Source organism: Pseudomonas sp. B20(2017) (assembly GCF_002113125.1).
Lineage (GTDB): Bacteria > Pseudomonadota > Gammaproteobacteria > Pseudomonadales > Pseudomonadaceae > Aquipseudomonas.
This window is the reverse complement of the sequence record NZ_NEJP01000006.1, coordinates 203700-225970: the sequence shown is the minus strand read 5'-3', so window position 1 is coordinate 225970 and position 22271 is coordinate 203700. Positions and strand designations below refer to the sequence as shown.

At 60.6% G+C, this 22271-nt stretch carries 22 protein-coding genes; 9 read left to right on the top strand and 13 right to left on the bottom strand.

Features of this window, described 5'->3' with window-relative positions:
• Positions 1 to 23 precede the first annotated feature (23 nt).
• The 3 genes from CAF63_RS11295 to CAF63_RS11285 form a co-directional block, all read right to left on the bottom strand.
• Positions 24 to 1091 (bottom strand): phosphotransferase family protein, encoded by a 1068-nt coding sequence (locus CAF63_RS11295; protein ID WP_085687600.1) that lies wholly within the window; start codon positions 1089 to 1091, stop codon positions 24 to 26.
• Between the two features lie 216 nt (positions 1092 to 1307).
• Positions 1308 to 2276, bottom strand: coding sequence for a 2-hydroxyacid dehydrogenase (locus tag CAF63_RS11290; RefSeq protein ID WP_085687603.1), 969 nt, complete (start codon positions 2274 to 2276; stop codon positions 1308 to 1310).
• A 172-nt stretch (positions 2277 to 2448) separates the two neighbouring features.
• Entirely contained in the window at positions 2449 to 2832 is a 384-nt protein-coding gene (locus tag CAF63_RS11285) for a tautomerase family protein (protein WP_085687605.1), read from the bottom strand.
• Between the two features lie 273 nt (positions 2833 to 3105).
• On the opposite strand from CAF63_RS11285, the gene CAF63_RS11280 reads away from it, so the two are divergent.
• The 3 genes from CAF63_RS11280 to CAF63_RS11275 all read left to right on the top strand — a co-directional run bounded on the left by CAF63_RS11280 (position 3106) and on the right by CAF63_RS11275 (position 5055).
• Positions 3106 to 3300 carry a hypothetical protein gene (locus CAF63_RS11280; RefSeq protein ID WP_007958836.1) on the top strand — a complete coding sequence of 65 codons (195 nt, stop codon included), beginning with the start codon at positions 3106 to 3108 and terminating at the stop codon, positions 3298 to 3300.
• A gap of 48 nt (positions 3301 to 3348) precedes the next feature.
• Positions 3349 to 3519, top strand: a complete 171-nt coding sequence (locus CAF63_RS28825; protein ID WP_007958834.1) for a hypothetical protein — start codon at positions 3349 to 3351, stop codon at positions 3517 to 3519.
• Between the two features lie 255 nt (positions 3520 to 3774).
• Entirely contained in the window at positions 3775 to 5055 is a 1281-nt protein-coding gene (locus tag CAF63_RS11275) for an HAAAP family serine/threonine permease (RefSeq protein WP_039767145.1), read from the top strand.
• Between the two features lie 292 nt (positions 5056 to 5347).
• Here the strand turns inward: CAF63_RS11275 and acnB are convergent, their stop codons facing one another.
• Complete coding sequence (gene acnB / locus CAF63_RS11265) at positions 5348 to 7957, bottom strand: bifunctional aconitate hydratase 2/2-methylisocitrate dehydratase (protein ID WP_085687609.1); 2610 nt, start codon at positions 7955 to 7957, stop codon at positions 5348 to 5350.
• A 469-nt stretch (positions 7958 to 8426) separates the two neighbouring features.
• On the opposite strand from acnB, the gene CAF63_RS11260 reads away from it, so the two are divergent.
• Positions 8427 to 8897 carry a DUF1289 domain-containing protein gene (locus CAF63_RS11260; RefSeq protein ID WP_085687611.1) on the top strand — a complete coding sequence of 157 codons (471 nt, stop codon included), beginning with the start codon at positions 8427 to 8429 and terminating at the stop codon, positions 8895 to 8897.
• A gap of 125 nt (positions 8898 to 9022) precedes the next feature.
• On the opposite strand, the gene CAF63_RS11255 is transcribed toward CAF63_RS11260, so the two are convergent.
• Positions 9023 to 9886 carry a universal stress protein gene (locus CAF63_RS11255; protein ID WP_007958823.1) on the bottom strand — a complete coding sequence of 288 codons (864 nt, stop codon included), beginning with the start codon at positions 9884 to 9886 and terminating at the stop codon, positions 9023 to 9025.
• Between the two features lie 159 nt (positions 9887 to 10045).
• Here CAF63_RS11255 and CAF63_RS11250 point away from each other — a divergent pair, with 159 nt between their 5' ends.
• The 3 genes from CAF63_RS11250 (at position 10046) to CAF63_RS11240 (ending at position 12789) form a co-directional block, all read left to right on the top strand.
• Positions 10046 to 10654 carry a tRNA-(ms[2]io[6]A)-hydroxylase gene (locus tag CAF63_RS11250; RefSeq protein WP_011334764.1) on the top strand — a complete coding sequence of 203 codons (609 nt, stop codon included), beginning with the start codon at positions 10046 to 10048 and terminating at the stop codon, positions 10652 to 10654.
• Positions 10655 to 10794: 140 nt separating this feature from the next.
• Complete coding sequence (locus CAF63_RS11245) at positions 10795 to 11502, top strand: winged helix-turn-helix domain-containing protein (RefSeq protein ID WP_085687613.1); 708 nt, start codon at positions 10795 to 10797, stop codon at positions 11500 to 11502.
• Positions 11503 to 12789, top strand: a complete 1287-nt coding sequence (locus tag CAF63_RS11240) for an ATP-binding protein (protein ID WP_085687615.1) — start codon at positions 11503 to 11505, stop codon at positions 12787 to 12789.
• 31 nt (positions 12790 to 12820) lie between these two features.
• On the opposite strand, the gene CAF63_RS11235 is transcribed toward CAF63_RS11240, so the two are convergent.
• From CAF63_RS11235 to CAF63_RS11225, 3 genes are all read right to left on the bottom strand, one after another.
• Positions 12821 to 13720 carry a bestrophin family protein gene (locus CAF63_RS11235; RefSeq protein ID WP_085687617.1) on the bottom strand — a complete coding sequence of 300 codons (900 nt, stop codon included), beginning with the start codon at positions 13718 to 13720 and terminating at the stop codon, positions 12821 to 12823.
• Positions 13721 to 13747: 27 nt separating this feature from the next.
• Positions 13748 to 14746, bottom strand: coding sequence for a GTP 3',8-cyclase MoaA (gene moaA, locus CAF63_RS11230; RefSeq protein ID WP_085687619.1), 999 nt, complete (start codon positions 14744 to 14746; stop codon positions 13748 to 13750).
• A gap of 184 nt (positions 14747 to 14930) precedes the next feature.
• Positions 14931 to 15782, bottom strand: a complete 852-nt coding sequence (locus CAF63_RS11225) for a CAP domain-containing protein (protein WP_085687621.1) — start codon at positions 15780 to 15782, stop codon at positions 14931 to 14933.
• Between the two features lie 200 nt (positions 15783 to 15982).
• On the opposite strand from CAF63_RS11225, the gene CAF63_RS11220 reads away from it, so the two are divergent.
• Positions 15983 to 16603: a cell wall hydrolase gene (locus CAF63_RS11220; RefSeq protein WP_085687623.1), complete on the top strand. Its 621-nt coding sequence runs from the start codon at positions 15983 to 15985 to the stop codon at positions 16601 to 16603.
• Here the strand turns inward: CAF63_RS11220 and CAF63_RS11215 are convergent.
• Positions 16600 to 17487, bottom strand: a complete 888-nt coding sequence (locus CAF63_RS11215) for a LysR family transcriptional regulator (RefSeq protein WP_085687625.1) — start codon at positions 17485 to 17487, stop codon at positions 16600 to 16602. The two genes, CAF63_RS11220 and CAF63_RS11215, sit on opposite strands and share 4 nt — an antisense overlap.
• Before the next feature lie 104 nt (positions 17488 to 17591).
• Here CAF63_RS11215 and CAF63_RS11210 point away from each other — a divergent pair, with 104 nt between their 5' ends.
• Positions 17592 to 18980 (top strand): MFS transporter, encoded by a 1389-nt coding sequence (locus CAF63_RS11210; RefSeq protein WP_085687627.1) that lies wholly within the window; start codon positions 17592 to 17594, stop codon positions 18978 to 18980.
• A gap of 76 nt (positions 18981 to 19056) precedes the next feature.
• Here CAF63_RS11210 and CAF63_RS11205 read toward each other — a convergent pair whose 3' ends face one another.
• From CAF63_RS11205 to CAF63_RS11190, 4 genes are all read right to left on the bottom strand, one after another.
• A complete protein-coding gene (locus tag CAF63_RS11205; RefSeq protein WP_085687629.1) occupies positions 19057 to 20463 on the bottom strand; it encodes a heavy metal sensor histidine kinase in 1407 nt (468 codons plus the stop codon).
• Positions 20460 to 21131 (bottom strand): heavy metal response regulator transcription factor, encoded by a 672-nt coding sequence (locus CAF63_RS11200; protein ID WP_085687631.1) that lies wholly within the window; start codon positions 21129 to 21131, stop codon positions 20460 to 20462. The genes CAF63_RS11205 and CAF63_RS11200 overlap by 4 nt, the downstream gene beginning before the upstream one ends.
• 12 nt (positions 21132 to 21143) lie before the next feature.
• Positions 21144 to 21401, bottom strand: a complete 258-nt coding sequence (locus tag CAF63_RS11195; RefSeq protein WP_007950580.1) for a DUF2790 domain-containing protein — start codon at positions 21399 to 21401, stop codon at positions 21144 to 21146.
• Positions 21402 to 21548: 147 nt separating this feature from the next.
• On the bottom strand, positions 21549 to 22262 hold the full coding sequence (locus tag CAF63_RS11190) for a murein L,D-transpeptidase catalytic domain family protein (protein WP_085687633.1): 714 nt from the start codon (positions 22260 to 22262) through the stop codon (positions 21549 to 21551).
• Positions 22263 to 22271: the final 9 nt, after the last annotated feature.

The following is a 22271-nucleotide window of genomic DNA, read 5'->3' as shown; positions in this document are numbered from 1 at the left end:
TAAGCCTTGTTATAACGCCGTCATCAGAGGCTGGATTTGGCAATGACCTGCAGGCTCATCTGCTCCAGCAGTTTGTTCATGTGAATGAACTGCGCGAAGCGTTTGTCCTGGGTCTGGCCATGGAAGAAGCGGTAGTAGATCTGCTGCACGATGCCAGCCAGGCGGAACAGGCCGTAGGTGTAGTAGAAATCGAAGTTGTCGATCTGGATGCCCGAGCGCTCGGCGTAGTAGTCGACGAATTCGCGGCGGGTCAGCATGCCCGGGGCGTGGCTCGGCTGGCGGCGCATCAGTTGCACCGGTGCCGGGTCGTCGGCCTGGATCCAGTAGGCGAGGGTGTTGCCCAGATCCATCAGTGGATCGCCGAGGGTGGTCAGTTCCCAGTCGAGCACGCCGATGATCTGCATCGGGTTGTTCGGGTCGAGGATGACGTTGTCGAAGCGGTAGTCGTTGTGGACGATGCTGGAAGTCGGGTGATCGGCCGGCATCTTGTCGTTGAGCCAGGCTTTGACCTTTTCCCAGTGCGGTGCATCCGGGGTCAGGGCTTTTTCGTAGCGCTCGCTCCAGCCTTTGATCTGGCGGGCGACGTAGCCTTCAGGCTTGCCGAGGTCGCCGAGGCCGCAGGCGTTGTAATCGACCCGGTGCAGTTCGACGAAACGGTCGATGAAGCTCTTGCACAGGGCTTCGGTTTTGGCCGAGTCGAGGCCCAGTTCCGGCGGCAGGTCCGAGCGCAGGATGATCCCCTTGACCCGTTCCATCACGTAGAACTCGGCGCCGATCACCGATTCGTCAGTGCAGTGCACGTAGGCTTTCGGGCAATACGGGAAGCCATCGCGCAACTGGTTGAGGATGCGGAATTCGCGGCCCATGTCGTGGGCGGACTTGGCCTTGTGGCCGAACGGCGGACGGCGCAGGACGAATTCCTGGTCCGGGTATTCCAGCAGGTAGGTCAGGTTCGACGCGCCGCCCGGAAACTGGCTGATCTGCGGCGTGCCGGTCAGGCCCGGAATGTGCGCCTTGAGGTACGGATCGATCAGGCTGGCATCGAGTTCTTCGCCAGAGCGGATACGGGTGGACTGGTCAGTAAGCGCCATGCTTATCCCTTCTGCTTATTTTGGAGGCCAGACATCATTGGCTAATCTAATGGCGCGCTCGGGTCGTCACAAGCGCGGTTCGGTCTTATAGGTTAGCGTGTTGGACGGTAATCAACTTCGGGAATGGGCGTGGCGTGCCGCAGCACAACGGCGCCACGTTTGGCATGATGTCGGCAGACGCCGAATCCCGGCGTCTTGAACTTTGCCTGGCGTGCTTTAGTGCACGCGCTGGTTGTTCAGCTTCGGCGGCAACTGGAGCGGTGTCAGCACCGGTTGGCCGGAGAAGAACGCCACCAGATTCTTGCCCACCAGCTCAACGGTGCCCTGGGTGGCTTCCGGTGACAGCCCGGCGACGTGTGGGGTCAGAAGTACATTGCTCAGGCTCTTCAGTGCATCGGGCACTTGTGGCTCGTGATCGAATACATCCAGCGCCGCCCCGGCGATTCGCCGTTGCTCCAGAGCGCTGATCAGGTCGGCGGTGGAGATCACGCTGGCACGGGCAATGTTGACGATAAAACCGTTGGGCCCCAGGGCATCGAGCACCGGGCGGGTCACCAGATGCTGGCTACCGATGCCCCCGGGCGTTGCGACTACCAGAAAGTCCGAGGCCCGGGCCAGTTCGGTCGGGGTCGAGCAAAACGCGTAAGTCACATCACTGCGCACCTGACGGTTGTGGTAGCTGATCTCCATGTCGAAGCCCAGGCCCGCGCGCTTGGCAATCGCCATCCCCACCGCACCCAACCCGAGAATGCCCAGGCGCTTGCCGGCCAGCGACGGGCGCATGATTTTCGGCCACTCGCCCCGACGCACCGCCGCATCGCAGCGCGGAATGTCACGCACCAACGCCAGCAGCATCGCCATGGCGTGGTCGGCCACCGACGAAGCATTGACACCGGCGCCGTTGGTCACTGTCAGGCCACGGTCGCTGGCGGCCTGCAGGTCGACCTGTTCGTAACCGGCACCGATCACGCAGATGATTTTCAGCGCGGGCAATGCGGCGATTTCTTCCGCGTACAAACCCAGCGGGCCACGGGTCAGCACCGCGTCGATCCGTGCCCCGTGTGTGGCGATGGCTTGCGCGCGCTCGGCTGGGGTCGGCGCGAGAATCAGGTGAAAACCCTGACGTTCGAGAATCGGCAAATAATCATTGATGGTTTCAACCAGTACCAGAACGGTGGCGGGCATTGCTCGGCTCCTGTGATCGTCGGTCTTCGGGCGCAAAAGTCGGTTCAGAGTGCTGATTCCAGAGCGGTTTGGCAATGGCTGGCACGGCCCCGCATCAGGCAGTGTAGGAGCTGAGGCGGGGAGCGCGCGGGTGCTTCGTCAGAAGGTGACGTCGGCGCTGGCAGTCACAGAATCAGGTCACGTACTGGGCGATGCCGTTGCCGAAAGACCAGTTTTCTTTTTTCACTTCCACCAGATTGATGAATACGTCTTCCTGGCGCACGGCCAGTTGCTGGTTCAGGTTGCGCGCGATGGTCTGGAACAGCCGTTGTTTCATCTCCACGGTGCGGCCTTCGCTGATGGTCAGCTGGATAAACACGATACCGTCGCTGCGCTGGATCCCCAGGTATTGCGGGTCATAGACGAAGTGCTGGTGGTCGTGCTCGGCCAGCACCTGGAAATTGTCGTGTTCCGGCACATTGATCTCGCTGCGCAGGGCGGCGTAGATCACTTCGCCAATGCGTTTGGCGAACGTCGGATCCGGGTTTTTCTTGATGTCGACGCGGACGAGGGGCATGGGATGGCTCCACAGGCGAGGGGACTGGACGGGGATGTCAGTCAATTCGCCATTGGGTATAGCTGAAAAATGCCGGTCGATGAGGTTGTTTAAAAGCGGTAGGAAATGGACGTACCGTCCTGCGGGATTTACGGATGTTGCCTACGAGTGCTGCCGGATTCATCCGCTATACGGCGGGGTGAGAAGCGCGGAATTATAGAGAGCAGGGCGGGATGCGTTCTTCATGACGAAGCAGTAATCCGGACGGAAATTGCCATCAGCCAAGGAAGGCCAATGCTTCAGAACAACCGCGAAAACCTGGAACTCGACAGGCTGCATAACGAAACGCGAAAACTGATAGCTGAGCGGCAGAAGCTTATGGCGGAACAGAAGAAGCTGAAGTGGGAGACGTATTTTTATCCGGTTGCGGTGGTGGCCGGCGTGTTGACGGCAAGCGCGGCATTGGCAGGCGTCTTTTTCAAGTTTTGAACGTTCGTTTTCGCAATCTTCAGACACATGACCCAAAAGGAAATCAACATGAGCACCTATGACGCCAAAGCCAGAATGGAACAACTGGAACGGGAACACGATGAGTGGGCCGAAAAAATACGTATCAAAGACAGGAAAGAAATGCGCCCGATCTGGGGGTTGATGGGTCTGGGCATCTTTTGCATGTTCCTCGGCTTCATATTGGCCCGATCGATCTGATCGGACTTTCCCATGGCTTGTTCGGCACCGGTTCATGTCATAAAACGACATGTCGCGTATCTGGTGCCGACAGTCTTTTTCCTGAAAACGACAATCCTCCGATCTGCTCCGTATAACCATTCCTCAGCTAAGTCTTTGCTTCTGCTCATTTATCGCGGAGAATCGCGCCCCTGTTTCGGCCGGGGCATGTCTGTCGGTTTTTTCCGACGCGTCCCGACCGAGTGGCAAGTGACCGGAATGCGGAGATCCGACCGGATGAATGATCAGGCCAATAGCGTCGAACAACGCTTTGAAGCGGCAGCACCAGCTGAACTGTCGAGCTGGAATCGCCATGACACTACCTGGATGTTGGGACTGTTTGGGACGGCCATCGGCGCCGGTACCCTGTTTTTGCCGATCAACGCAGGTCTGGGTGGCTTCTGGCCGCTGGTGATCCTCGCGCTGCTGGCATTCCCGATGACGTTCTACGCACACCGCGGCCTGACCCGCTTCGTGCTTTCCGGTCGCGAAGGCGCCGACATCACTGACGTGGTAGAGCAGCATTTCGGCATCAAGGCCGGCGCGCTGATCACACTGCTGTACTTCTTCGCGATCTTCCCGATCCTGCTGATCTACAGCGTCGGCCTGACCAATACGGTCGCCAGTTTTCTCGAACACCAACTGCACATTACGCCGCCACCGCGCGCGCTGCTGTCGTTCGTGCTGATCCTCGGCCTGCTGGCCGTGGTGCGCTGCGGCGAGCAAGTGATCGTCAAGGCCATGAGCCTGATGGTGTATCCGTTCATCGTCGCGCTGCTGTTCCTGGCGGTGTACCTGATTCCGCACTGGAACGGCGGCATTCTGACCACCGCTTCGCAGGTGCCGGCACCGTCGGCGCTGCTGCACACGCTGTGGCTGGCGATTCCAGTGATGGTGTTCTCGTTCAACCACTCGCCGATCATCTCGGCGTTTGCGGTGGACCAGAAGCGTCGTTACGGCGTCCACGCCGATGAGCGCAGCTCGCAGATCCTGTCCCGCGCCCATCTGCTGATGGTGGTGATGGTGCTGTTCTTCGTATTCAGCTGCGTACTGACCCTGTCGCCCGAGCAACTGGCGGAAGCCAAGGCGCAAAACCTGTCGATCCTGTCGTACCTCGCCAACCACTTCAGCAACCCGACCATCGCGTTCGCGGCGCCGCTGATTGCGTTCGTGGCCATCTCCAAGTCGTTCCTCGGTCACTACATCGGTGCCAGCGAAGGCCTGAAGGGCCTGATCGTCAAAAGCGGCAAGCGTCCGGGCGCCAAGGCTCTGGACCGCATCGTGGCGGCGTTCATGCTGGTGGTCTGCTGGATCGTGGCGACCCTGAACCCGAGCATCCTCGGCATGATCGAAACCATCGGTGGCCCGGTCATCGCAGCGATCCTGTTCCTGATGCCGATGTACGCGATCCGTAAAGTGCCGGCGATGGCCCGTTATCGTGGGCAGATGTCGAACGTGTTTGTCACCGCAGTGGGTCTGGTGGCGATTTCGGCATTGATCTACTCGCTGACAGCTTGAGGTTCAACACAAGATCCCGTTTGATCTTGTGACACAGAAAGGCCGATCTGCCTCGCAGGTCGGCCTTTTTTGTGCCTGCGATCTTCGCGGGCAGGTTCGGTCCCAAGATGATCGTTCCCACGCTCTGGGTGGGAATGCAGCCAAGGACGCTCTGCGTCCTGAACCGTGACGCAGAGCGTCACAAGAGGCATTCCCACGCGGAGCGTGGGAACGATCAGCACCAGCCGTTCAGCAGGCATAAAAAAACGCCGCTCATCTAGCGATGGGCGGCGTTTTTCATTGCGTTGCAGCGTCAGGCTTGAACGACAGGGATCTTGGCGTTCGCAGCAGCTTCACGGAACTCGGCAATCTGGTCGAAGGACAGGTAGCGGTAAACGTCGGCCGCCATGCTGTCGATCTTGCCAGCGTATTCCATGTACTCCTCGACGGTCGGCAGGCGACCCAGGATCGAAGCAACGGACGCCAGCTCAGCCGAAGCCAGGTAGACGTTCGCGCCGTCGCCCAGACGGTTCGGGAAGTTACGGGTCGACGTCGACACCACGGTGCTGTTCGGCTCAACGCGTGCCTGGTTACCCATGCACAGCGAGCAGCCTGGCATTTCCATGCGCGCGCCGGCCTTGCCGTAGATGCCGTAGTAGCCTTCTTCGGTCAGTTGGTGAGCGTCCATCTTGGTCGGCGGCGACAGCCACAGACGGGTTGGCAGCTGACCCTTGACCTGATCCAGCAGTTTACCGGCAGCGCGGAAGTGACCGATGTTGGTCATGCACGAACCGATGAACACTTCGTCGATCTTCTCGCCAGCAACGCTGGACAGCAGACGGGCGTCGTCCGGGTCGTTCGGCGCGCACAGTACAGGCTCGTTGATGTCGGCCAGATCGATTTCGATGACTTCGGCGTATTCGGCGTCGGCATCGGCTTCCATCAGTTGTGGGTTGGCAATCCAGGCTTCCATCGCTTGAGCACGACGTTCCAGGGTACGCGCATCGCCGTAGCCTTCGCCGATCATCCAGCGCAGCAGGGTGATGTTGGACTGCAGGTACTCGGTGATCGACTCTTTCGACAGCTTGATGGTGCAACCGGCAGCCGAACGTTCGGCCGAGGCGTCGGACAGTTCGAAAGCCTGTTCCAGGGTCAGACCTTCCAGACCTTCGATTTCCAGGATGCGGCCGGAGAAGGCGTTTTTCTTGCCTTTCTTCTCGACGGTCAGCAGACCGTTCTGGATGGCGAAGTAAGGAATGGCATGAACCAGGTCACGCAGGGTGATGCCAGGTTTCATTTTGCCTTTGAAGCGCACCAGGATCGATTCCGGCATGTCCAGTGGCATGACGCCGGTGGCAGCGGCGAACGCAACCAGACCGGAACCGGCCGGGAACGAGATGCCCATCGGGAAACGGGTGTGGGAGTCACCACCGGTACCTACGGTGTCCGGCAGCAGCATGCGGTTCAGCCACGAGTGGATGATGCCGTCGCCCGGACGCAGGGAAACGCCGCCGCGGGTCATGATGAAGTCAGGCAGGGTGTGGTGGGTGGTCACGTCGATCGGCTTTGGATAGGCCGCGGTGTGGCAGAACGACTGCATCACCAGATCAGCGGAGAAGCCCAGGCACGCCAGGTCTTTCAGTTCGTCACGGGTCATTGGACCGGTGGTGTCCTGAGAACCTACGGTGGTCATCTTCGGTTCGCAGTAGGTGCCAGGACGGATGCCTTTGCCTTCTGCCAGACCGCAGGCCTTGCCGACCATTTTCTGCGCCAGGGTGTAACCCTTGGTGCTTTCGGCTGGTGCTTCAGGCTTCTTGAACAGGTCGAACGCAGGCAGACCCAGTTCGGCGCGAGCCTTCTCGGTCAGGCCACGGCCGATGATCAGCGGGATACGGCCGCCGGCGCGGACTTCGTCCAGCAGGACCGGGGTCTTCATTTCGAAGGTGGTGATGACTTCGTCAGTACCGTGCTTGCAGACTTTGCCTGCGTGCGGGTACAGGTCGATCACGTCGCCCATGTTCATGTTCGATACGTCGAACTCGATTGGCAGTGCGCCGGCGTCTTCCATGGTGTTGTAGAAGATCGGAGCGATTTTGCTGCCGAAGCAGAAACCGCCAGCGCGCTTGTTCGGCACATAAGGGATGTCGTCGCCGAAGAACCACAGCACCGAGTTGGTCGCCGATTTACGCGAGGAACCGGTACCGACCACGTCACCGACGTAGGCGATAGGGAAGCCCTGGCCGCGCATTTCTTCGATCTGCTTCATCGGGCCGGTCTTGCCTTGCTCGTCCGGAACGATGCCGTCACGGGCCATTTTCAGCATGGCCAAGGCGTGCAGCGGGATGTCTGGGCGCGACCAGGCGTCAGGAGCAGGGGACAGGTCGTCGGTGTTGGTTTCGCCGGTCACCTTGAAGACGCGCAGGCTGATCTTGTCGGCCAGCACAGGGCGCTTCTTGAACCACTCGCCTTCAGCCCAGGATTGCAGCACGGCCTTGGCGTGAACGTTGCCGTTCTTGGCTTTTTCAGCCACGTCGTGGAAAGCATCGAACATCAGCAGGGTGTGCTTGAGTTCCTCGGCGGCCACTGGCGCCAGTTCGGCGTTGTCCAGCAGTTCAACCAGGGTCACGATGTTGTAGCCGCCCTGCATGGTGCCGAGCAGTTCTACAGCGCGCTTCTTGTCCAGCAGAGGGGAGGAGACTTCGCCCTTGGCCAGTGCGGAGAGGAAACCGGCCTTGACGTAGGCGGCTTCGTCCACTCCTGGTGGTACGCGATTGGTGATCAGGTCAACGAGGAAAGCTTCTTCGCCAGCCGGAGGATTCTTCAGCAGCTCGACCAGGCCTGCAGTTTGTTCGGCGTTAAGCGGCTGGGGAACGATACCCAGGGCTGCACGCTCTTCGATATGTTTGCGGTAGGCTTCAAGCACAGTTATTACCCTCATCAGTGGTCCCAAATGGGTGTCCGGGACGCTCATCCCGAAATGGACGTACTCATGCGCTGCGCGGCGTTGTGGGCCGCTTAGCCAGAATTACCGACCATTCCTTACAGAAGCTGCTTTCAAAGTTTTACGCCTGCAGAACGGGGAGCTGATGAGGGTTGGCGACTGAATTTTCCCCGCTGGAAAACCCTATCGCCAACACCGCTCTGAAGGAACGACTGTGCTCGTGACGCTTTGAAAACAGCTTCTAACGGACATTGGCGCCTAAAAAGGCTGGCTGATTCTACGGCAAAAAAAATTTAAAGGTAAGTCGCGCTCTATTGGACTTTGGTGGCGTTGTGCGTGGGCGGGCCAAACCCCGATCCAGCGCTTGCCCCTGACGTTTGAGGGGTGATGAATGGCGGACAAAGGGCTAACATGCCGACCTGTTCCGCGTTTCAAGTGTTCTGCCCACCCTATGCCCAATCAGACCATCAAGACCCCCTGCGTCGGCCTCTGCTCCACTGTTTACGGTGATCTGGTGTGCCGTGGCTGCAAGCGTTTCCACCACGAAGTGATCCACTGGAACGGTTACAACGAGGAAGAAAAGCGCGCGGTGTGGCTGCGTCTTGAGCAATTGCTGTCACAAGTGATGGCGAGCAAGGTTGAAGTCTTCGATCCGGCGCGACTGCGCCTGCAACTGGAACAGCGCAAGATCCGCTTCGTGCCGCATCAGTCGGAATATTGCTGGGCGTATCAGCTGATCGCCCGGGGCGCGCGGGTGATCATTAATCTGGAAGCCTACGGTATGGTGCTGCTGCCGGAGTTTCGCGACTGGAACCTGCCGGAACTTCGCGATGCCATTGATCGGGAATTTTTCCTGCTGTCGGAAGCACACTATCAGCGCTACATCGCGCCTGATTTCCTCAAGGATGCCCTCGGCGACTGAAGTTCAAAAGCTTCGCGAGCAAGCTGCTCCCACATTGGATTAATGTCGTTCACAAAACCACTGTGGGAGCGACGGTGCGACGATTCGACTTGCTCGCGAAGGGGCCGGTTCAGGCACCGAAGGCCTTAATGCTTGACCGCCAACTCGACCAAATGGTCTTCAACCTCCTGGGGTTTGAGCACCAGCACATCGCTTTCCAACTGATCCAGCACCTGTTCAGCCGTGTTCCCGATCAACGCACCGGATACCCCGCTGCGCGCCACGGTGCCAATCACCGTCACTGCCGCCTGCAGCTTGTGCGCCATGAACGGAATCAGCACATCCGCCGGGCCTTCCTCGACGTGCAGGTGAGCGTCATCGATGTCGAATTCAGCCTGAAACGCCCGGCATTGCTCGCGATAGCGCGCCTCGATGGTTTCCTTGAGCTGGAACGTCGGATCGGCCGCTGACAGCATCGGCGATGGATGAGCGGTAATCACGTGCAGATGCCCCTTGGCCAGGCTGGCGATGTCGAACCCGTGGTCGATGATGGTGGTGTGCAGGTGACGGTGTTCGCCGTCGGCATTGCCCACGTCGACCGCCGCCAGAATCACCTTGTCCTTCCACGAACCGGCGGTTTTCACCAGCAGCACCGGAGTAGGGCAGTGGCGCAGCAGTTTCCAGTCCGCCGGGGTCAGCAGGGCCTTTTTCAGCGAACTATCGGGGAAATGTTGTTTGATCACCAACCCGCAGCCTTCGGCCTGCTGCACATCGATGATGGTTTCGTGCAGGCTCTCGTTCCACGCCTGTTCGGTGGTGACGCTGTACCCGTCCGCCAACAGCGCGGCCTTGAGCACGCTGAGCATGCCGGCGTGATCGTGCTTCTTGTCGCAGACCAGCAGGTGCAGATGGGCCTGGGTCACCCCGGCGATCAGCTTGGCGCGCTTGAGCGCCAGGCTTTCCGCGTGTTCGGGTTCAATGACCACCAGAATGCTGCGAATGGCTTGCATGAGCGGAGTCTCCAGCAATGAAAAGGCACGGCGTTGCACAACTATAGTTGCTGCTGCCACGCCTGCGACTTGATGCATATCAAGGGCTGGCGCTGGTGGTCTGCGGGCAGGCCGGTATAATCGGCGCCCTTCGCTCGAACACCTTTGACCGTGAGCCCCATGATCCTTCCCGAAATCCACGAATTCCTTGGTTGCCGCACGCCTGACGCCTGGGTCCAGGCCGCGCTGGCCGATCAGGAAACCCTGCTGATCGACCACAAGAACTGCGAGTTCAAGGCCGCCAGCACCGCGTTGAGCCTGATCGCCAAGTACCACTCCCACGTCGATCTGATCAACATGATGTCGCGTCTGGCCCGGGAAGAACTGGTGCACCACGAGCAGGTGATGCGCATCATGAAGCGACGCAAGATCGAACTGCGCCAGCTGCATGCCGGGCGTTATGCCTCCAGCCTGCGCAAAGTGGTGCGCAGCCACGAACCGGTAAAACTGGTCGATACCCTGGTGGTCGGCGCCTTCATCGAAGCACGCAGTTGCGAGCGTTTCGAAGCGCTGGTGCCGCATCTGGACGAAGAACTCGGCAAGTTCTACTTCGGCCTGCTGAAAAGCGAGGCCCGGCATTTCCAGGGTTATCTGAAACTGGCCTACCAGTACGGCGACGCCAAGGACATCGCGCAGGTGATCGAGAGAGTCCGCGCCGCTGAGCAGGACCTGATCGAGTCGCCGGACGAAGAATTCCGTTTCCACAGCGGTGTACCCGTCGCGGCATGAATTGTTAAAAACTCTTAAGAGTATGAAATATCAACGAAAACCGGCCCCGGAGGCCGGTTTTTGCTGCCTGCGATAAACGTCTCGTCATTGAATGCCCGCATAATGTCGCCCACTTCACAAAGCGGTTGGTGGCGGTTGTTATGGATAACCTGGGTTTTGGCAGAGTCCTGCTGGTGGAAGACGATGAGCGGTTGGCCGCGCTGATCGCGCACTTTCTCGAACAACACGGCTTTGATGTGCGCACGGTGCATCGCGGCGATCTGGCCGTGGCCGCGTTTCTCGAATTCAAGCCCAAGGTGGTGGTGCTCGACCTGATGCTGCCGGGGCAGAGCGGGCTGCATGTGTGCCGGGAAATCCGCAGCGTGTCGGACACGCCGATCGTCATCCTCACGGCCAAGGAGGACGACCTCGACCATATTCTGGGCCTGGAATCCGGGGCCGACGACTACGTGATCAAACCGATCAAACCGCCGGTCTTGCTTGCACGCCTGCGTGCCCTGCAACGTCGGCAAGTGCCTGACAGCAGCGTGGTCAGCTCGCTGGAGTTCGGCAACCTGATCATCGACCGCAGTTGCCGTGAAGTGCGTCTGGCAGGCGAACTGATTGAACTGACCACCATGGAGTTCGAATTGCTGTGGCTGCTGGCCAATGCCGCCGGCACCATCCTCTCGCGCGATGAGATTCTCAACCGCATGCGTGGCATTGCCTTTGACGGCCTCAACCGTAGCGTCGACGTGTACATCAGCAAATTGCGCAACAAACTCAAGGACAATCCTCGCGAACCGGTGTGCATCAAGACCGTGTGGGGCAAGGGTTACCTGTTCAATCCGTTTGCGTGGGAGTTGTAGATGCTGCGGTTATTCTTCGGGCTGTTTCTGGTCATGACGGTCGGACTGGTACTGGCGCTGCAAACGGTCGAGCGCACGTTCGACGCGCTGCTCGATTATCAGATGCAGGACTACAACCGCGAGGCCGTGCGCGGTCAGGCCTGGACGCTGGGTGAACAACTGCGCGACCTGGACGGCCCGGCCCGGGAGCGACAACTGGAAGCGATCCGCCCGCACTATGGTTTGGGGCTGGCATTGGTTCAGGCCGATCAACTGGCCCTGAACGACAAGGAAAAAACCGAGCTGGCCGAGGGCCTGTTGGTTATTCGCGATAAGTACACGCAATACATCGCTTCGATCGATGGCGGGCCGCAACTGCTCAGCATCAAGCTTCCGGCCGAGCCGAGCCTGATGCCGTTTTACATCGCCGGCGCATACCTGATGATCGCGGTGATGATCGGCATTGTGCTGTTTTTCTGGGTGCGCCCGCATTGGCGCGATCTGGAAAAGCTGCGGATGGCCGCTGAGCGATTCGGCGACAACGACCTGTCGGCGCGTATTCAATTGTCCAGGCGCTCGAACATCCGCGATCTCGCCGAACACTTCAACCTGATGGCGGCGCGCATCGAAGGTCTGATCGCCAATCAGCGCGAACTGACCAATGCCGTGTCCCATGAACTGCGTACGCCAATTGCGCGGCTGTCGTTCGAACTCGATCAACTCAAACAGCAACCGGACGCCAGCCAGAATCGCGAACTGATCGCCGACATGTATGCCGACCTCGGTGAACTGGAGGAAATGGTTTCCGAGTTGCTGACCTACGCCAGCCTCGAACGCGGCGCGACGGTGATCACCCGCGAGAACATTCAGGCGGCGGACTGGCTCGACAGCGTGGTTGGCAGCGTCGCACTGGAGGCCGAGGCCGTCGGTGTGCAGTTGATTATTGGCGAATGCCGGGTGGAGGTAGTGCGGATCGAGCCGCGCTTCATGGCGCGGGCAGTGATCAATCTGCTGCGCAATGCCATTCGGTATGCCGAGCAGCGGGTCGAGGTGTCACTGGTGCGCATCGGCGATCAATATGAAGTGCAGGTCAACGACGACGGGCCGGGTGTGCCGCTTGAAGGCCGGGAGAAAATTTTCGAACCGTTCTCGCGTCTGGACGCCAGTCGCGACCGACGTACCGGCGGGTTTGGTCTCGGGTTGGCGCTGGTGCGACGGGTTTCCCAGTCCCATGGCGGGCAGGTCGAGGTCGGCGATTCGCCGTGGGGCGGGGCGTCGTTTCGCATGACCTGGGCGCATCTGGATTGATGACAATCCCTCCTTTGGCGGGAGGGATCGATCAGCTGAGTATGTAATCGACTGGCTTGAGTGCCGGTGGCAGAGGCTCGACCCCCAACTCCGCCAGAATGTCCCGCTCGATGCTGCGCACCAGCGAATCGGTTGGCAGGTCATTTTCATCCCGACCGAATGGATCTTCCAGTTCATCGGCAATCGCATCCAGCCCGAAAAAGGTGTAGCTGACAATCGCTGTAAACAGCGGTGTCAGCCAACCCAGCGGTTCGGCCATGGCGAACGGCAGCAGGATGCAGAACAGATAAATCGTGCGGTGCAGCAATAAGGTGTAGGGAAACGGTAAAGGGGTGTTCTTGATCCGGTCGCAGACCGCTTGTGCCTGAGTCAGACTGGTCAGGTGATTGGCCAGCAGCATGTAGCGCCACTCGTTGAGCTCACCGGCCTCATGCAACTGCGAACATTGCTGGCCGATCGTTTGCAGGATACGGCTACTGTAATCCGGCACCTGCGCATCGTGTCGTGGCGTGATCCATTCGGCACTTGCAGCCGCTTCGTTTTCCCGACGCAGCCGGGCATTCAGGGCATGAGCGAATCCGCAGAGGTTTCGCAGCATGGCGCGCCGTTCGCTCGATTCGCGGATCACATGGGTTTCACGAATCACCGAGCGCACGTGCACGATGATTTCGCCCCAGGCCTTGCGCGCTTCGTACCAGCGGTCGTAGCAGGCGTTGTTGCGAAAACTCATGAAGATGGACAGTGACAGGCCGAGCAGGGTGAATGGTGTGGCGTTGACCTTGGTGAAGTTGCTCGGGTGAAGCATTTCCACCAGCACGATGGCCGACGCCAGCAGCGTGACCATCAGGGCGCGCAGGGCAATGCGCTTGGCAATCGAGCCCTTGAGGGTGAAGAGAATGGCGAATTGATTGACCTTGGGCCTGATGATCATGCGGCTCTGCCTTGAAAACGTGGCGTGTCAGCCACCGGTCATGTTCATGAAACGCACCACTTGCACGTCGTCGTTCACTTCGAAGTTGTGCCGATAGGGCTTGAGCTTCATGGCTTCGATGATCGCTTTCTCAAGCCGTTCCGGCTGCCCCGGATGCGCGCGTAACACTGCCTTCAGATCGACGGAGTGTTCGTTACCCAGACACAGTAGCAAACGCCCCTCGACTGTCAGCCGCACCCGGTTGCAAGTGCCGCAGAAATTGTGGCTGTGGGGAGAGATGAACCCCAAGCGAATGTGCGGTGCTTCGGCCAGCCGCCAGTAGCGCGACGGGCCTTGGGTCGATTCGGCGGAATCGACCAGGGTGTAGCGCTCGGCGATCCGCTCGCGCACCTGAGTACTGGAAAAAAATGACTCGGCGCGGCTGTGTTCGCTGATGATCCCCAGCGGCATTTCCTCGATGAAGGAAATGTCCAGATCCCGCTCGATGGCAAACTGCACCAGATCGTTGATCTCGTGATCGTTGCGGCCTTGCATCACCACGCAGTTGAGTTTAGTGCGGGTGAATCCGGCTTTGCGTGCCGCGTCGATGCCGTCGATCACCTGAGCCAGGTCGCCAGTACGGGTCATTTGTTTGAAGCGTGCGGGATCGAGGCTGTCGAGGCTGACGTTCAGGCGTTTGACCCCGGCATCGAACAGCGGGGCGGCCAGTTTGCCGAGTTGCGAGCCGTTGGTGGTCAGGCACAGTTCCCGAAGGCCGGGCAGGGCCGCGATCTGTTGGCACAACTTGACGACGCCGGGACGGATCAGCGGTTCGCCGCCGGTGAGGCGAATCTTGCGGGTGCCCAGTGCGACGAAGCTCTGCGCCAGTTGGTAGATCTCTTCGAGGGTCAGCACCTGTTGGCGTGGCAGGAACTGCATGTCCTCGGCCATGCAATACACACAGCGAAAGTCGCAGCGGTCGGTGACCGACATGCGCAGGTAGTCGACGCGCCGGTTGTAACCATCGATCAGCACGCGCTCTGACATGGCAGCCTCAACGGGATGAAAAGTCGCCATTCACGGCAGGGGATGGCGCAGGTTATGGGCAACTTTCAGGGGTGTCCAATCACTATTAATGACCGGCTGATTGATGCTGTCGATGAGGTGTTCATCGGTAGCGATCAGGCGACCTTCCTGACGTTGTGAGCCCACAGGTTTTACGCCACGACCATCACTCGGCGCCAAACATCGCCGTCCAATAGATGCCCGCGCTGCTCTTCGGATCGACTGCATAGGCCGCGCCCAGTTCGCGGTATTGCGGGTTCATCAGGTTGGCGCAATGGCCGGGACTCGCAAGCCAGCCGGCGACGACTTTCTGCACCGTGTCCTGCCCGGCGGCGATGTTTTCTCCGACTTGCTGACCGCTGTAGCCGGCCAGTTCGGCGCGGTCGCCGGGGGTGCGGCCATCGCGGTCCTTGTGATCGAAATAATTGTTGTTGGCCATCTCGCGGCTGTGTTCCTGGGCAACGCCGCCCAGCACCGCGTTCCATGCCAGCGGCCCAGTCGCTGCGAATGCCTGACCGCCACACTGGCGTGGTTGGGCGCGGGCAGCGTTGAGTTGTTCGAGCAGCTTCTGGCCTTCGGCTTGTCCATCGCCCAGGCGCGCCGACAGCAGCGGCCGTGCCAGCGTGATACGCCAGTCACGATCAGCTCGGCTGACGCCAATATCGACGAACTGTGGATCCAGCACCACCTGACAGAAGCTCTCCTGAATCGCCTTCATCGCCGACGCCGCATCCCGTGGCCCGTTCAGGGTGATCGCCTGCACGTTGACCATCGGGTAGCGTGCGCTGGACATCGCCTGCTGCAAATCCACCACGCCGCTGGCCGGCAGAGTCAGGCGCGGATCGGCCGACAGCGGCGGCAATTCGCTGGACGCCTGGCTGCCACAACGCTGTGGCTGGCTGCGGTAGCTGTTGATCGACTCGATCAATTGCGACTCGTCGGCGGCCATGGCCGGAGTGGCCAGCGCGACGCCCACGGACAACGCGGCGAATCGCAGAACGGATGGCATGAAGCGCATGGAAATCTCCCTTGGACTGAGTGCGCACATCATGCGCGAAAGGGCCCCGGTCCGTGCAATGTCTTTTTCTTCATAACGTGGATTTCAGTGCGGAACGTTGCTGCGATTTTCGCCGTCTACACTCTGCGAAGACCCCGGAATCCGGGCGTTTCAGCCACGTAACACTTTGCCCGCGCCGGGCGCTGCCGGAAGAATAGATCATGGGATTGAAGGCTTTGTTTTGCTGTCTCGTGTTTACCTTGGCGAGTGCTGCCGTATCAGCCACCGACCAGGCTCCAATCAAGGAAAAGGCTGAAGAGAAAGCCCAGGTGCTGGAAGAGAAGGCTGCCGATAAAGTCAGCGCAGCACCGGCGCCGAAATCCGAAGCGATCACCCCGACCGAAGCGCAAGCGGTCGACCCCGCCGGCGCCGCGCCGCTGGACGATCCGATCACCTGTCTGGCGCGCAGTATCTATTGGGAAGCCAAAGGCAAGGACAATCCGGAAATGGAAGCGGTGGCCAACGTGGTGATGAACCGGCTCGGCCATGAAGGGTTCCCCGACACCGTATGCGCAGTGGTCAAACAGGGCTCGGAAACCAAGAGCTGCCAGTTTTCCTGGTGGTGCGACGGGCGTCCGGATCAGGTCAAGGAAGACGCCGAATACGCGCTGGCCAAGGAAATCGCCGGCAAGGCGCTGAACCGCCAGCTCACCGACCGCACCCACGGCGCGCTGTATTTCCACGATCGCAACGTTCATCCGAGCTGGGCCAAGGAATATACCAAGACCGCCCAGACCAAAAAATTCCTGTTCTATAAACCCACTGGCGGGGATGCGCGCTAGGCGCAGACTTCCCGCACACAATTGCGCAACCAGCGGTGCGCCGGATCGGCGTCCATGCGCGGGTGCCAGAGCATAGACACGCTGATGTCCGGCATGCGAAAGGGCAGGGCGAAGCTGTGCAGGCCTGTTCGCAGTTTGCTGGTGTGACGCTCCGGAACGGTGGCGATCAGGTCCGATTCACGGACCAGCGTCAGCGCTGCCGAAAATCCACCGAACGAAGTGACGATGTCTCGCGTCAGGCCAAAGGCGAGCAACGCTTCGTCCACCGGGCCGCTGCTGCGCCCGCGTCGTGACACCAGAATGTGCTGGCCTGCAGCAAAGCGTTTGGCGCTGACCTTGCCGCTGCTCAACGGATGCCCCTCACGTACCACACCAATCCACTGATCGCGGAACAGGATGCGGCTGTGCAGCGTCGGGTCGGTGCTGTCGTCGACCACGCCGGTTTCCAGGTCCACCCGGCCGACGCGCAGCAGCGTGCTGTCCTTGTCGGCCTTCTGCACGAAGCGCAGGCGCACGCCGGGTGCCTCTTCGGCGATGCGGGCGAGCAGGGCGGCGGCAAAGGTTTCGACAAAACCGTCGGTGTTGCGCAGGGTGAAGGTGCGCTGCAACTGGCCGGGATCAAGCACTTCTGCCGGACGCAAAACCGCTTCGGCTTCCTGCACCAGATAACTGACCCGGTCGCGCAGTTCCAGCGCACGCGGGGTCGGCACCAGCCCACGACCGGCGCGCACCAGCAGCGGATCCCCGGTGGTTTCGCGCAGCCGAGCCAGCGCGCGGCTCATGGCTGACGGACTCAAACGCAGGCGCTCGGCGGCGCGGGCAACGCTGCCTTCGCTCAGCAACACGTCGAGGGTGATCAACAGGTTCAGATCCGGTGCATTCATGACATGGCGTTCCATGCAGGTATCAAGTGCAAAGCATGCGTCTTGCGCCCTGTATTGTCGAGGCTCAGGCTATGTCCCAAGACTTCTGCCCTGTGAGCACCCCCATGCACCGAGAACCCCTGAGTCCTTCAGCCCGCTGGGCGCTGACCAGCCTGGCGCTGTCGATGCTGATGCCGTCGCTCGACACCAGCATCGCCAACGCCGGATTGCCCACGCTGGCGGCGGTGTTCGATGCGACGTTTCAACAAGTGCAGTGGATCGTGCTGGCCTATCTGCTGGCGGTCACCACGTTGATTGTCAGCGTCGGGCGGCTGGGTGACGGTTTCGGGCGACGACGTTTGCTGTTGATCGGCATCGGCATCTTTACCGCCGCTTCACTGGCTTGCGCACTGGCGCCGAGCCTTGGCTGGCTGATCGGTGCGCGGGCGGTACAGGGCCTGGGTGCGGCGATCATGTTCGCGTTGACGGTGGCACTGGTGGCCGATGCGGTGCCCAAATCCCGGTCCGGCAGTGCGATGGGCTTGCTGGCCACGATGTCGGCCACCGGCACCACCCTCGGGCCGTCGCTCGGTGGGCTGTTGATGGCGCATGTCGGCTGGCAGTCGATCTTTGTGATCAACGTGCCGTTGGGATTGCTCAATGCGTGGTTGGTTTATCGCTATTTGCCTAAGGATCGGATCGTGCGCTCGGGTGTTGCATTTGATTATCCCGGCACCGCCGTGCTGATGCTGACGCTGGCGGCCTATGCACTGGCAATGACAATCGAAGGACTTACCCCGACGTTGCTGTTGCTCAGCCTGTTGGGCGTGGGCTTGTTCATCCTGGTCGAGAAACGGAGCAAGGCGCCGCTGATTCACCTGTTATTGTTCACCGACACGCGAATCAGCAGCAGTCTGGCGCTGACCTTGCTGGTGACGACGGTGATGATGACCACGCTGGTGGTCGGGCCGTTTTACCTGAGTCGAGGGCTGGGCCTCACCAGCACTCAGGTCGGACTGGTGTTGTCGATCGGACCGTTGCTGGCGGCGTTCAGTGGTGTGCCGGCCGGGCGCCTGGTGGATCGTTTCGGCGCGCGGCGGATGGTTCCGGGTGCGTTGTTCGGTCTGGCTTGCGGTTGCGGTTTGTTGACGCTGTTTCCGGTGAGTTTCGGAGTGCTTGCATACGTGCTGCCGATCACGGTGGTGGCCTTGAGTTACGCGCTGTTCCAGGCCGCCAACAACACCGGGTTGATGTCCGGCGTTGCTCAGGATCAGCGCGGCGTGGTCTCGGCCATGCTCGGGCTGTCGCGCAATCTGGGCTTGATCACCGGGGCCGCGGCGATGGGCGCGGTATTCGCTTTGGCCACGGACGATCCGACTCAGGCGTCGGCCGCCGATATTACGGGCGGATTGCACATGACCTTCGGCGTGGCCACGGCGTTGATGCTCACCGCCCTGTGCATCAATCAATTGTGGGAGCGAGCTTGCTCGCGAATGCGGTATGTCATGCGCTGAAGAGTTGACTGGTATGACCCATTCGTCGGATCGCCGCCCGGAGCAAGCTCGCTCCCACAGTAAGGCCTAAGTGAAATTAGTCGCGGGATTGTCGTGCCGGAAAGAACAGTTCAAAGCAGGTGACGCCATCAGCGCTGGTGACGCTGTAGCGGCCCTGATGCAACTGCATGATGGTCGCGACAATCGACAGGCCCAGACCGTTGGATTGGGCCGAGCGCTCGCGGGACGGATCAACGCGGTAGAAGCGTTCAAACAGTCGCGACAGATGCTCGGCAGGAATGGTTGCGCCCTGATTGCGCACCCGCAGGTAGCTGCCGTCCGATTTGGCAATGGCCTCGACCTGCAACGTCGAATCCGCCGAGCCGTACTTGATCGCGTTGGCGCACAGATTGGCCAGGGCCCGACGCAGCAGCATCGGCTCGGCCCAGATCACGCCGCTGCCACTGGCCTCGATGGTGACACCGACGTCCGCCGCCAGCCCTTCGAAGTAATCGGCAATGCGCTGCATCTCATCGCTGGCGTCCAGCTCCTGCCGCTGACTCAGTGCGCTGGCCGGGTCGGTGCGGGCGAGAAATAGCATGTTGTCGAGCATCCGCGCCAGCCGTTCGAGTTCTTCGACATTGGAGGCGAGCAACTGTTGATAGGCGTCGACGCTGCGGTTCTGTTGCAGGGCGACCTGGGTCTCGCCGAGCAGGTTATTGATCGGCGTGCGCAGTTCGTGGGCCATGTCGGTGGAAACCTGGCTCAGTTGCGCAACCCCTCGGTCTAGCCGGTCCAGCATCGCATTGAAAGACTCGATCATCGGTTGCAGTTCCCGGGGCGTGCCTAGGCTGTCGAGCCGTTCGCCGAGGTTGGCGATGCCGATGCCGTGGGCATGCCGGGCAATCCGCCGCAACGGCAGCAAGCCGCGATACACCAGCAGGCAGCCGACCAGCGCCAGCACAATCGCTGCCAGTGACGCGAGGCCGTACACGCTGAGCCGGTAATTGGCGAGCATCGCCGTGCGCTCGCTCATCACCTTGGCGATGAGCACCTGCAGATTGCCCTGGTCGCCAGAGTCGATACTGGCCGCCACCGCCGAGAATGGCACGCCGTTGATGCTTGGCAGGTGCTGCACGTCGTTGAGCGCCATGACATGGTCGACCGGCACGGCGGGCACGCTCGGCAGTGCCAGGTCGCTGGGGTTGACCACGAACAAGGGTGGTTGTCCCGGCGCGCTGATGGTCAAGAGCGCTTCGCGGTTGCCCAGCATGTTCTGGAACAGCGCCGGTTTGGTCTTGATCAATTCCAGCGTGTTGCTGTCGTTGAGGATGGTGCGCAGTTGATCGATGCGGCTGACCAACTGGATGTCGTCGCGGCGAGTCAGCTGCTCTTCCAGCTGGTTGTAAAGCGCCGCGCCCAGGCCTGCCAGCGCGGCGAAGGCGAGCACGGCGAAGACCAGCGCCAGACGCAAGGTCAGGGAGTAAGTGCCGGCGATTTTCATGGCTGGGTATCGAAGCGGTAGCCGATGCCGCGCACGCTGTGGATCAGCTTGAGCGGGAACGGATCGTCGATCTTCGCCCGCAGGCGGCGCACGGCGACATCGACTACATTGGTGTCGCTGTCGAAATTCATGTCCCACACCCGCGAGGCGATCAGAGAACGCGACAGCACTTGCCCGGTGTGGGTGGCGAACAATTGGAGCAGGGCGAATTCCTTGTTGGTCAGGGTGACCCGGTTGCCGGCGCGAACGACCCGGCGCTTGAGCACGTCGATCTGCAGATCGGCCACCTGCAATTGCTCTTCTTCATGGATCGGCCCGCGCCGGGTCAGGGTGCGCAGGCGCGCCACCAGTTCGGCGAAGGAAAACGGCTTGATCAGGTAATCGTCGGCGCCCAGTTCCAGGCCTTTGACCCGGTCGGCGATGTCGTCGCGGGCAGTGAGGAAAAGCACCGGCGTGTCGGTTTCCTTGCGCAGCCGGCGCAGGACTTCCCAGCCATCCATTTTCGGCATCATCACGTCCAGCACGATCACGTCGAAGTCGAACTCCAGCGCCAGGTGCAGGCCGTCGGCGCCGTCCCGGGCCAGGCTCACGCTGTAGCCCAGTTCCTGCAAGCCGTTGAGCAAGTAGTTGCCGGCTTTGGGTTCGTCTTCGACAACAAGGATATTCATGGGCACTGTGCCTCAATTGTCATTGATACAACCGCTGCCTTGCACTTGATAGTCCAACACATGTTCACGGCCCTGGTGGTCGAGGTAGTTGAGCTGTGCGGGGATCACGCCGCAAGCCTGGGAAATATCGGTGCTGGAGAGGACTTTGTCGACATCCAGGTGCACGAAGAAGCCGGTTTTGTCATGAATGACGGCGGCGTCCGGCGCAGGCGCGGCGAACACGGAACCGGTGGCGAGGAGGGCGGTGAAGGCGAGGATCAGGGTTTTCATGGCGTGTCACTCGAGTCGTTGAAGTTGATCGGCGTTCTGGCCGGGACAACTTCAAGCTACCGGGCGATCCGCTCGGCAAACCGACAACTCGATGACAAATCTGTAATAAACCGAACCTGTGGGAGCCAGCGCACTCCCACAGAGTATTCAGCTGGCGTGAGTGCTGAGAATGCTCGCGATCTGTTGCGGCTGGCAGTTGAGGTACGGCGAGGATTTCAGCCACTGCTGATCCGGGTACCAGGAGAACATGAATTGACCATTCTTCAGACTGTCGATCACCCGTTTGGCAACCTGCGGTCGCACCGCCGGGCAGCCCTGGCTGCGGCCCAGACGGCCCGTACGCTTGCTCCAGAACGGGTTCACGTAATCGGCGGCGTGGATGACGATGGCGCGGTCACGGGCCATGTCGTTGACGCCCGGTTCCAGACCGTCCATGCGCAGCGAGTAACCGTGAGTGCCTTGGTAACTTTCCTGAGTGCGGAACAGGCCGAGGCTGGATTGAAAACTGCCTTCACGGTTGGAGAACCGGGTGGCGAAATTTTCCCCGGAGTTCGAACCGTGGGCTACCAGATCGCGCAGCACCAATGTCTTGCGGGTCAGGTCGAAGATCCACAAGCGGCGTTCGGTGGACGGCTGCGAGTAGTCGATGATCGCCAGATGACGGGACTGCTTCGCGCCGTTGTTGATCGCACATTGCATGGCGTTCAAGGCACCTTTCAGCGCCTGGGGATTGAGTTCCGGAGCGGCGTGGGCGAGGCTGGTGTACAGAACCGGCGAAGAGGTGCCGGCGGCAAAAACGGGGCTGGTCAGCACGCCAATGGCGGTGGCAGTCAGCAGAAGTCGGCGCAAAAACGTCAACATTTAAAGTGA

Coding starts and splice junctions, on each gene's coding strand:
- CAF63_RS11295 (WP_085687600.1), bottom strand. CDS start 1,091: ATGGCGCTTACTGACCAGTCCACCCGTATCCGCTCTGGCGAAGAACTC.
- CAF63_RS11290 (WP_085687603.1), bottom strand. CDS start 2,276: ATGCCCGCCACCGTTCTGGTACTGGTTGAAACCATCAATGATTATTTG.
- CAF63_RS11285 (WP_085687605.1), bottom strand. CDS start 2,832: ATGCCCCTCGTCCGCGTCGACATCAAGAAAAACCCGGATCCGACGTTC.
- CAF63_RS11280 (WP_007958836.1), top strand. CDS start 3,106: ATGCTTCAGAACAACCGCGAAAACCTGGAACTCGACAGGCTGCATAAC.
- CAF63_RS28825 (WP_007958834.1), top strand. CDS start 3,349: ATGAGCACCTATGACGCCAAAGCCAGAATGGAACAACTGGAACGGGAA.
- CAF63_RS11275 (WP_039767145.1), top strand. CDS start 3,775: ATGAATGATCAGGCCAATAGCGTCGAACAACGCTTTGAAGCGGCAGCA.
- CAF63_RS11260 (WP_085687611.1), top strand. CDS start 8,427: ATGCCCAATCAGACCATCAAGACCCCCTGCGTCGGCCTCTGCTCCACT.
- CAF63_RS11255 (WP_007958823.1), bottom strand. CDS start 9,886: ATGCAAGCCATTCGCAGCATTCTGGTGGTCATTGAACCCGAACACGCG.
- CAF63_RS11250 (WP_011334764.1), top strand. CDS start 10,046: ATGATCCTTCCCGAAATCCACGAATTCCTTGGTTGCCGCACGCCTGAC.
- CAF63_RS11245 (WP_085687613.1), top strand. CDS start 10,795: ATGGATAACCTGGGTTTTGGCAGAGTCCTGCTGGTGGAAGACGATGAG.
- CAF63_RS11240 (WP_085687615.1), top strand. CDS start 11,503: ATGCTGCGGTTATTCTTCGGGCTGTTTCTGGTCATGACGGTCGGACTG.
- CAF63_RS11235 (WP_085687617.1), bottom strand. CDS start 13,720: ATGATCATCAGGCCCAAGGTCAATCAATTCGCCATTCTCTTCACCCTC.
- moaA (WP_085687619.1), bottom strand. CDS start 14,746: ATGTCAGAGCGCGTGCTGATCGATGGTTACAACCGGCGCGTCGACTAC.
- CAF63_RS11225 (WP_085687621.1), bottom strand. CDS start 15,782: ATGCGCTTCATGCCATCCGTTCTGCGATTCGCCGCGTTGTCCGTGGGC.
- CAF63_RS11220 (WP_085687623.1), top strand. CDS start 15,983: ATGGGATTGAAGGCTTTGTTTTGCTGTCTCGTGTTTACCTTGGCGAGT.
- CAF63_RS11215 (WP_085687625.1), bottom strand. CDS start 17,487: ATGAATGCACCGGATCTGAACCTGTTGATCACCCTCGACGTGTTGCTG.
- CAF63_RS11210 (WP_085687627.1), top strand. CDS start 17,592: ATGCACCGAGAACCCCTGAGTCCTTCAGCCCGCTGGGCGCTGACCAGC.
- CAF63_RS11205 (WP_085687629.1), bottom strand. CDS start 20,463: ATGAAAATCGCCGGCACTTACTCCCTGACCTTGCGTCTGGCGCTGGTC.
- CAF63_RS11200 (WP_085687631.1), bottom strand. CDS start 21,131: ATGAATATCCTTGTTGTCGAAGACGAACCCAAAGCCGGCAACTACTTG.
- CAF63_RS11195 (WP_007950580.1), bottom strand. CDS start 21,401: ATGAAAACCCTGATCCTCGCCTTCACCGCCCTCCTCGCCACCGGTTCC.
- CAF63_RS11190 (WP_085687633.1), bottom strand. CDS start 22,262: ATGTTGACGTTTTTGCGCCGACTTCTGCTGACTGCCACCGCCATTGGC.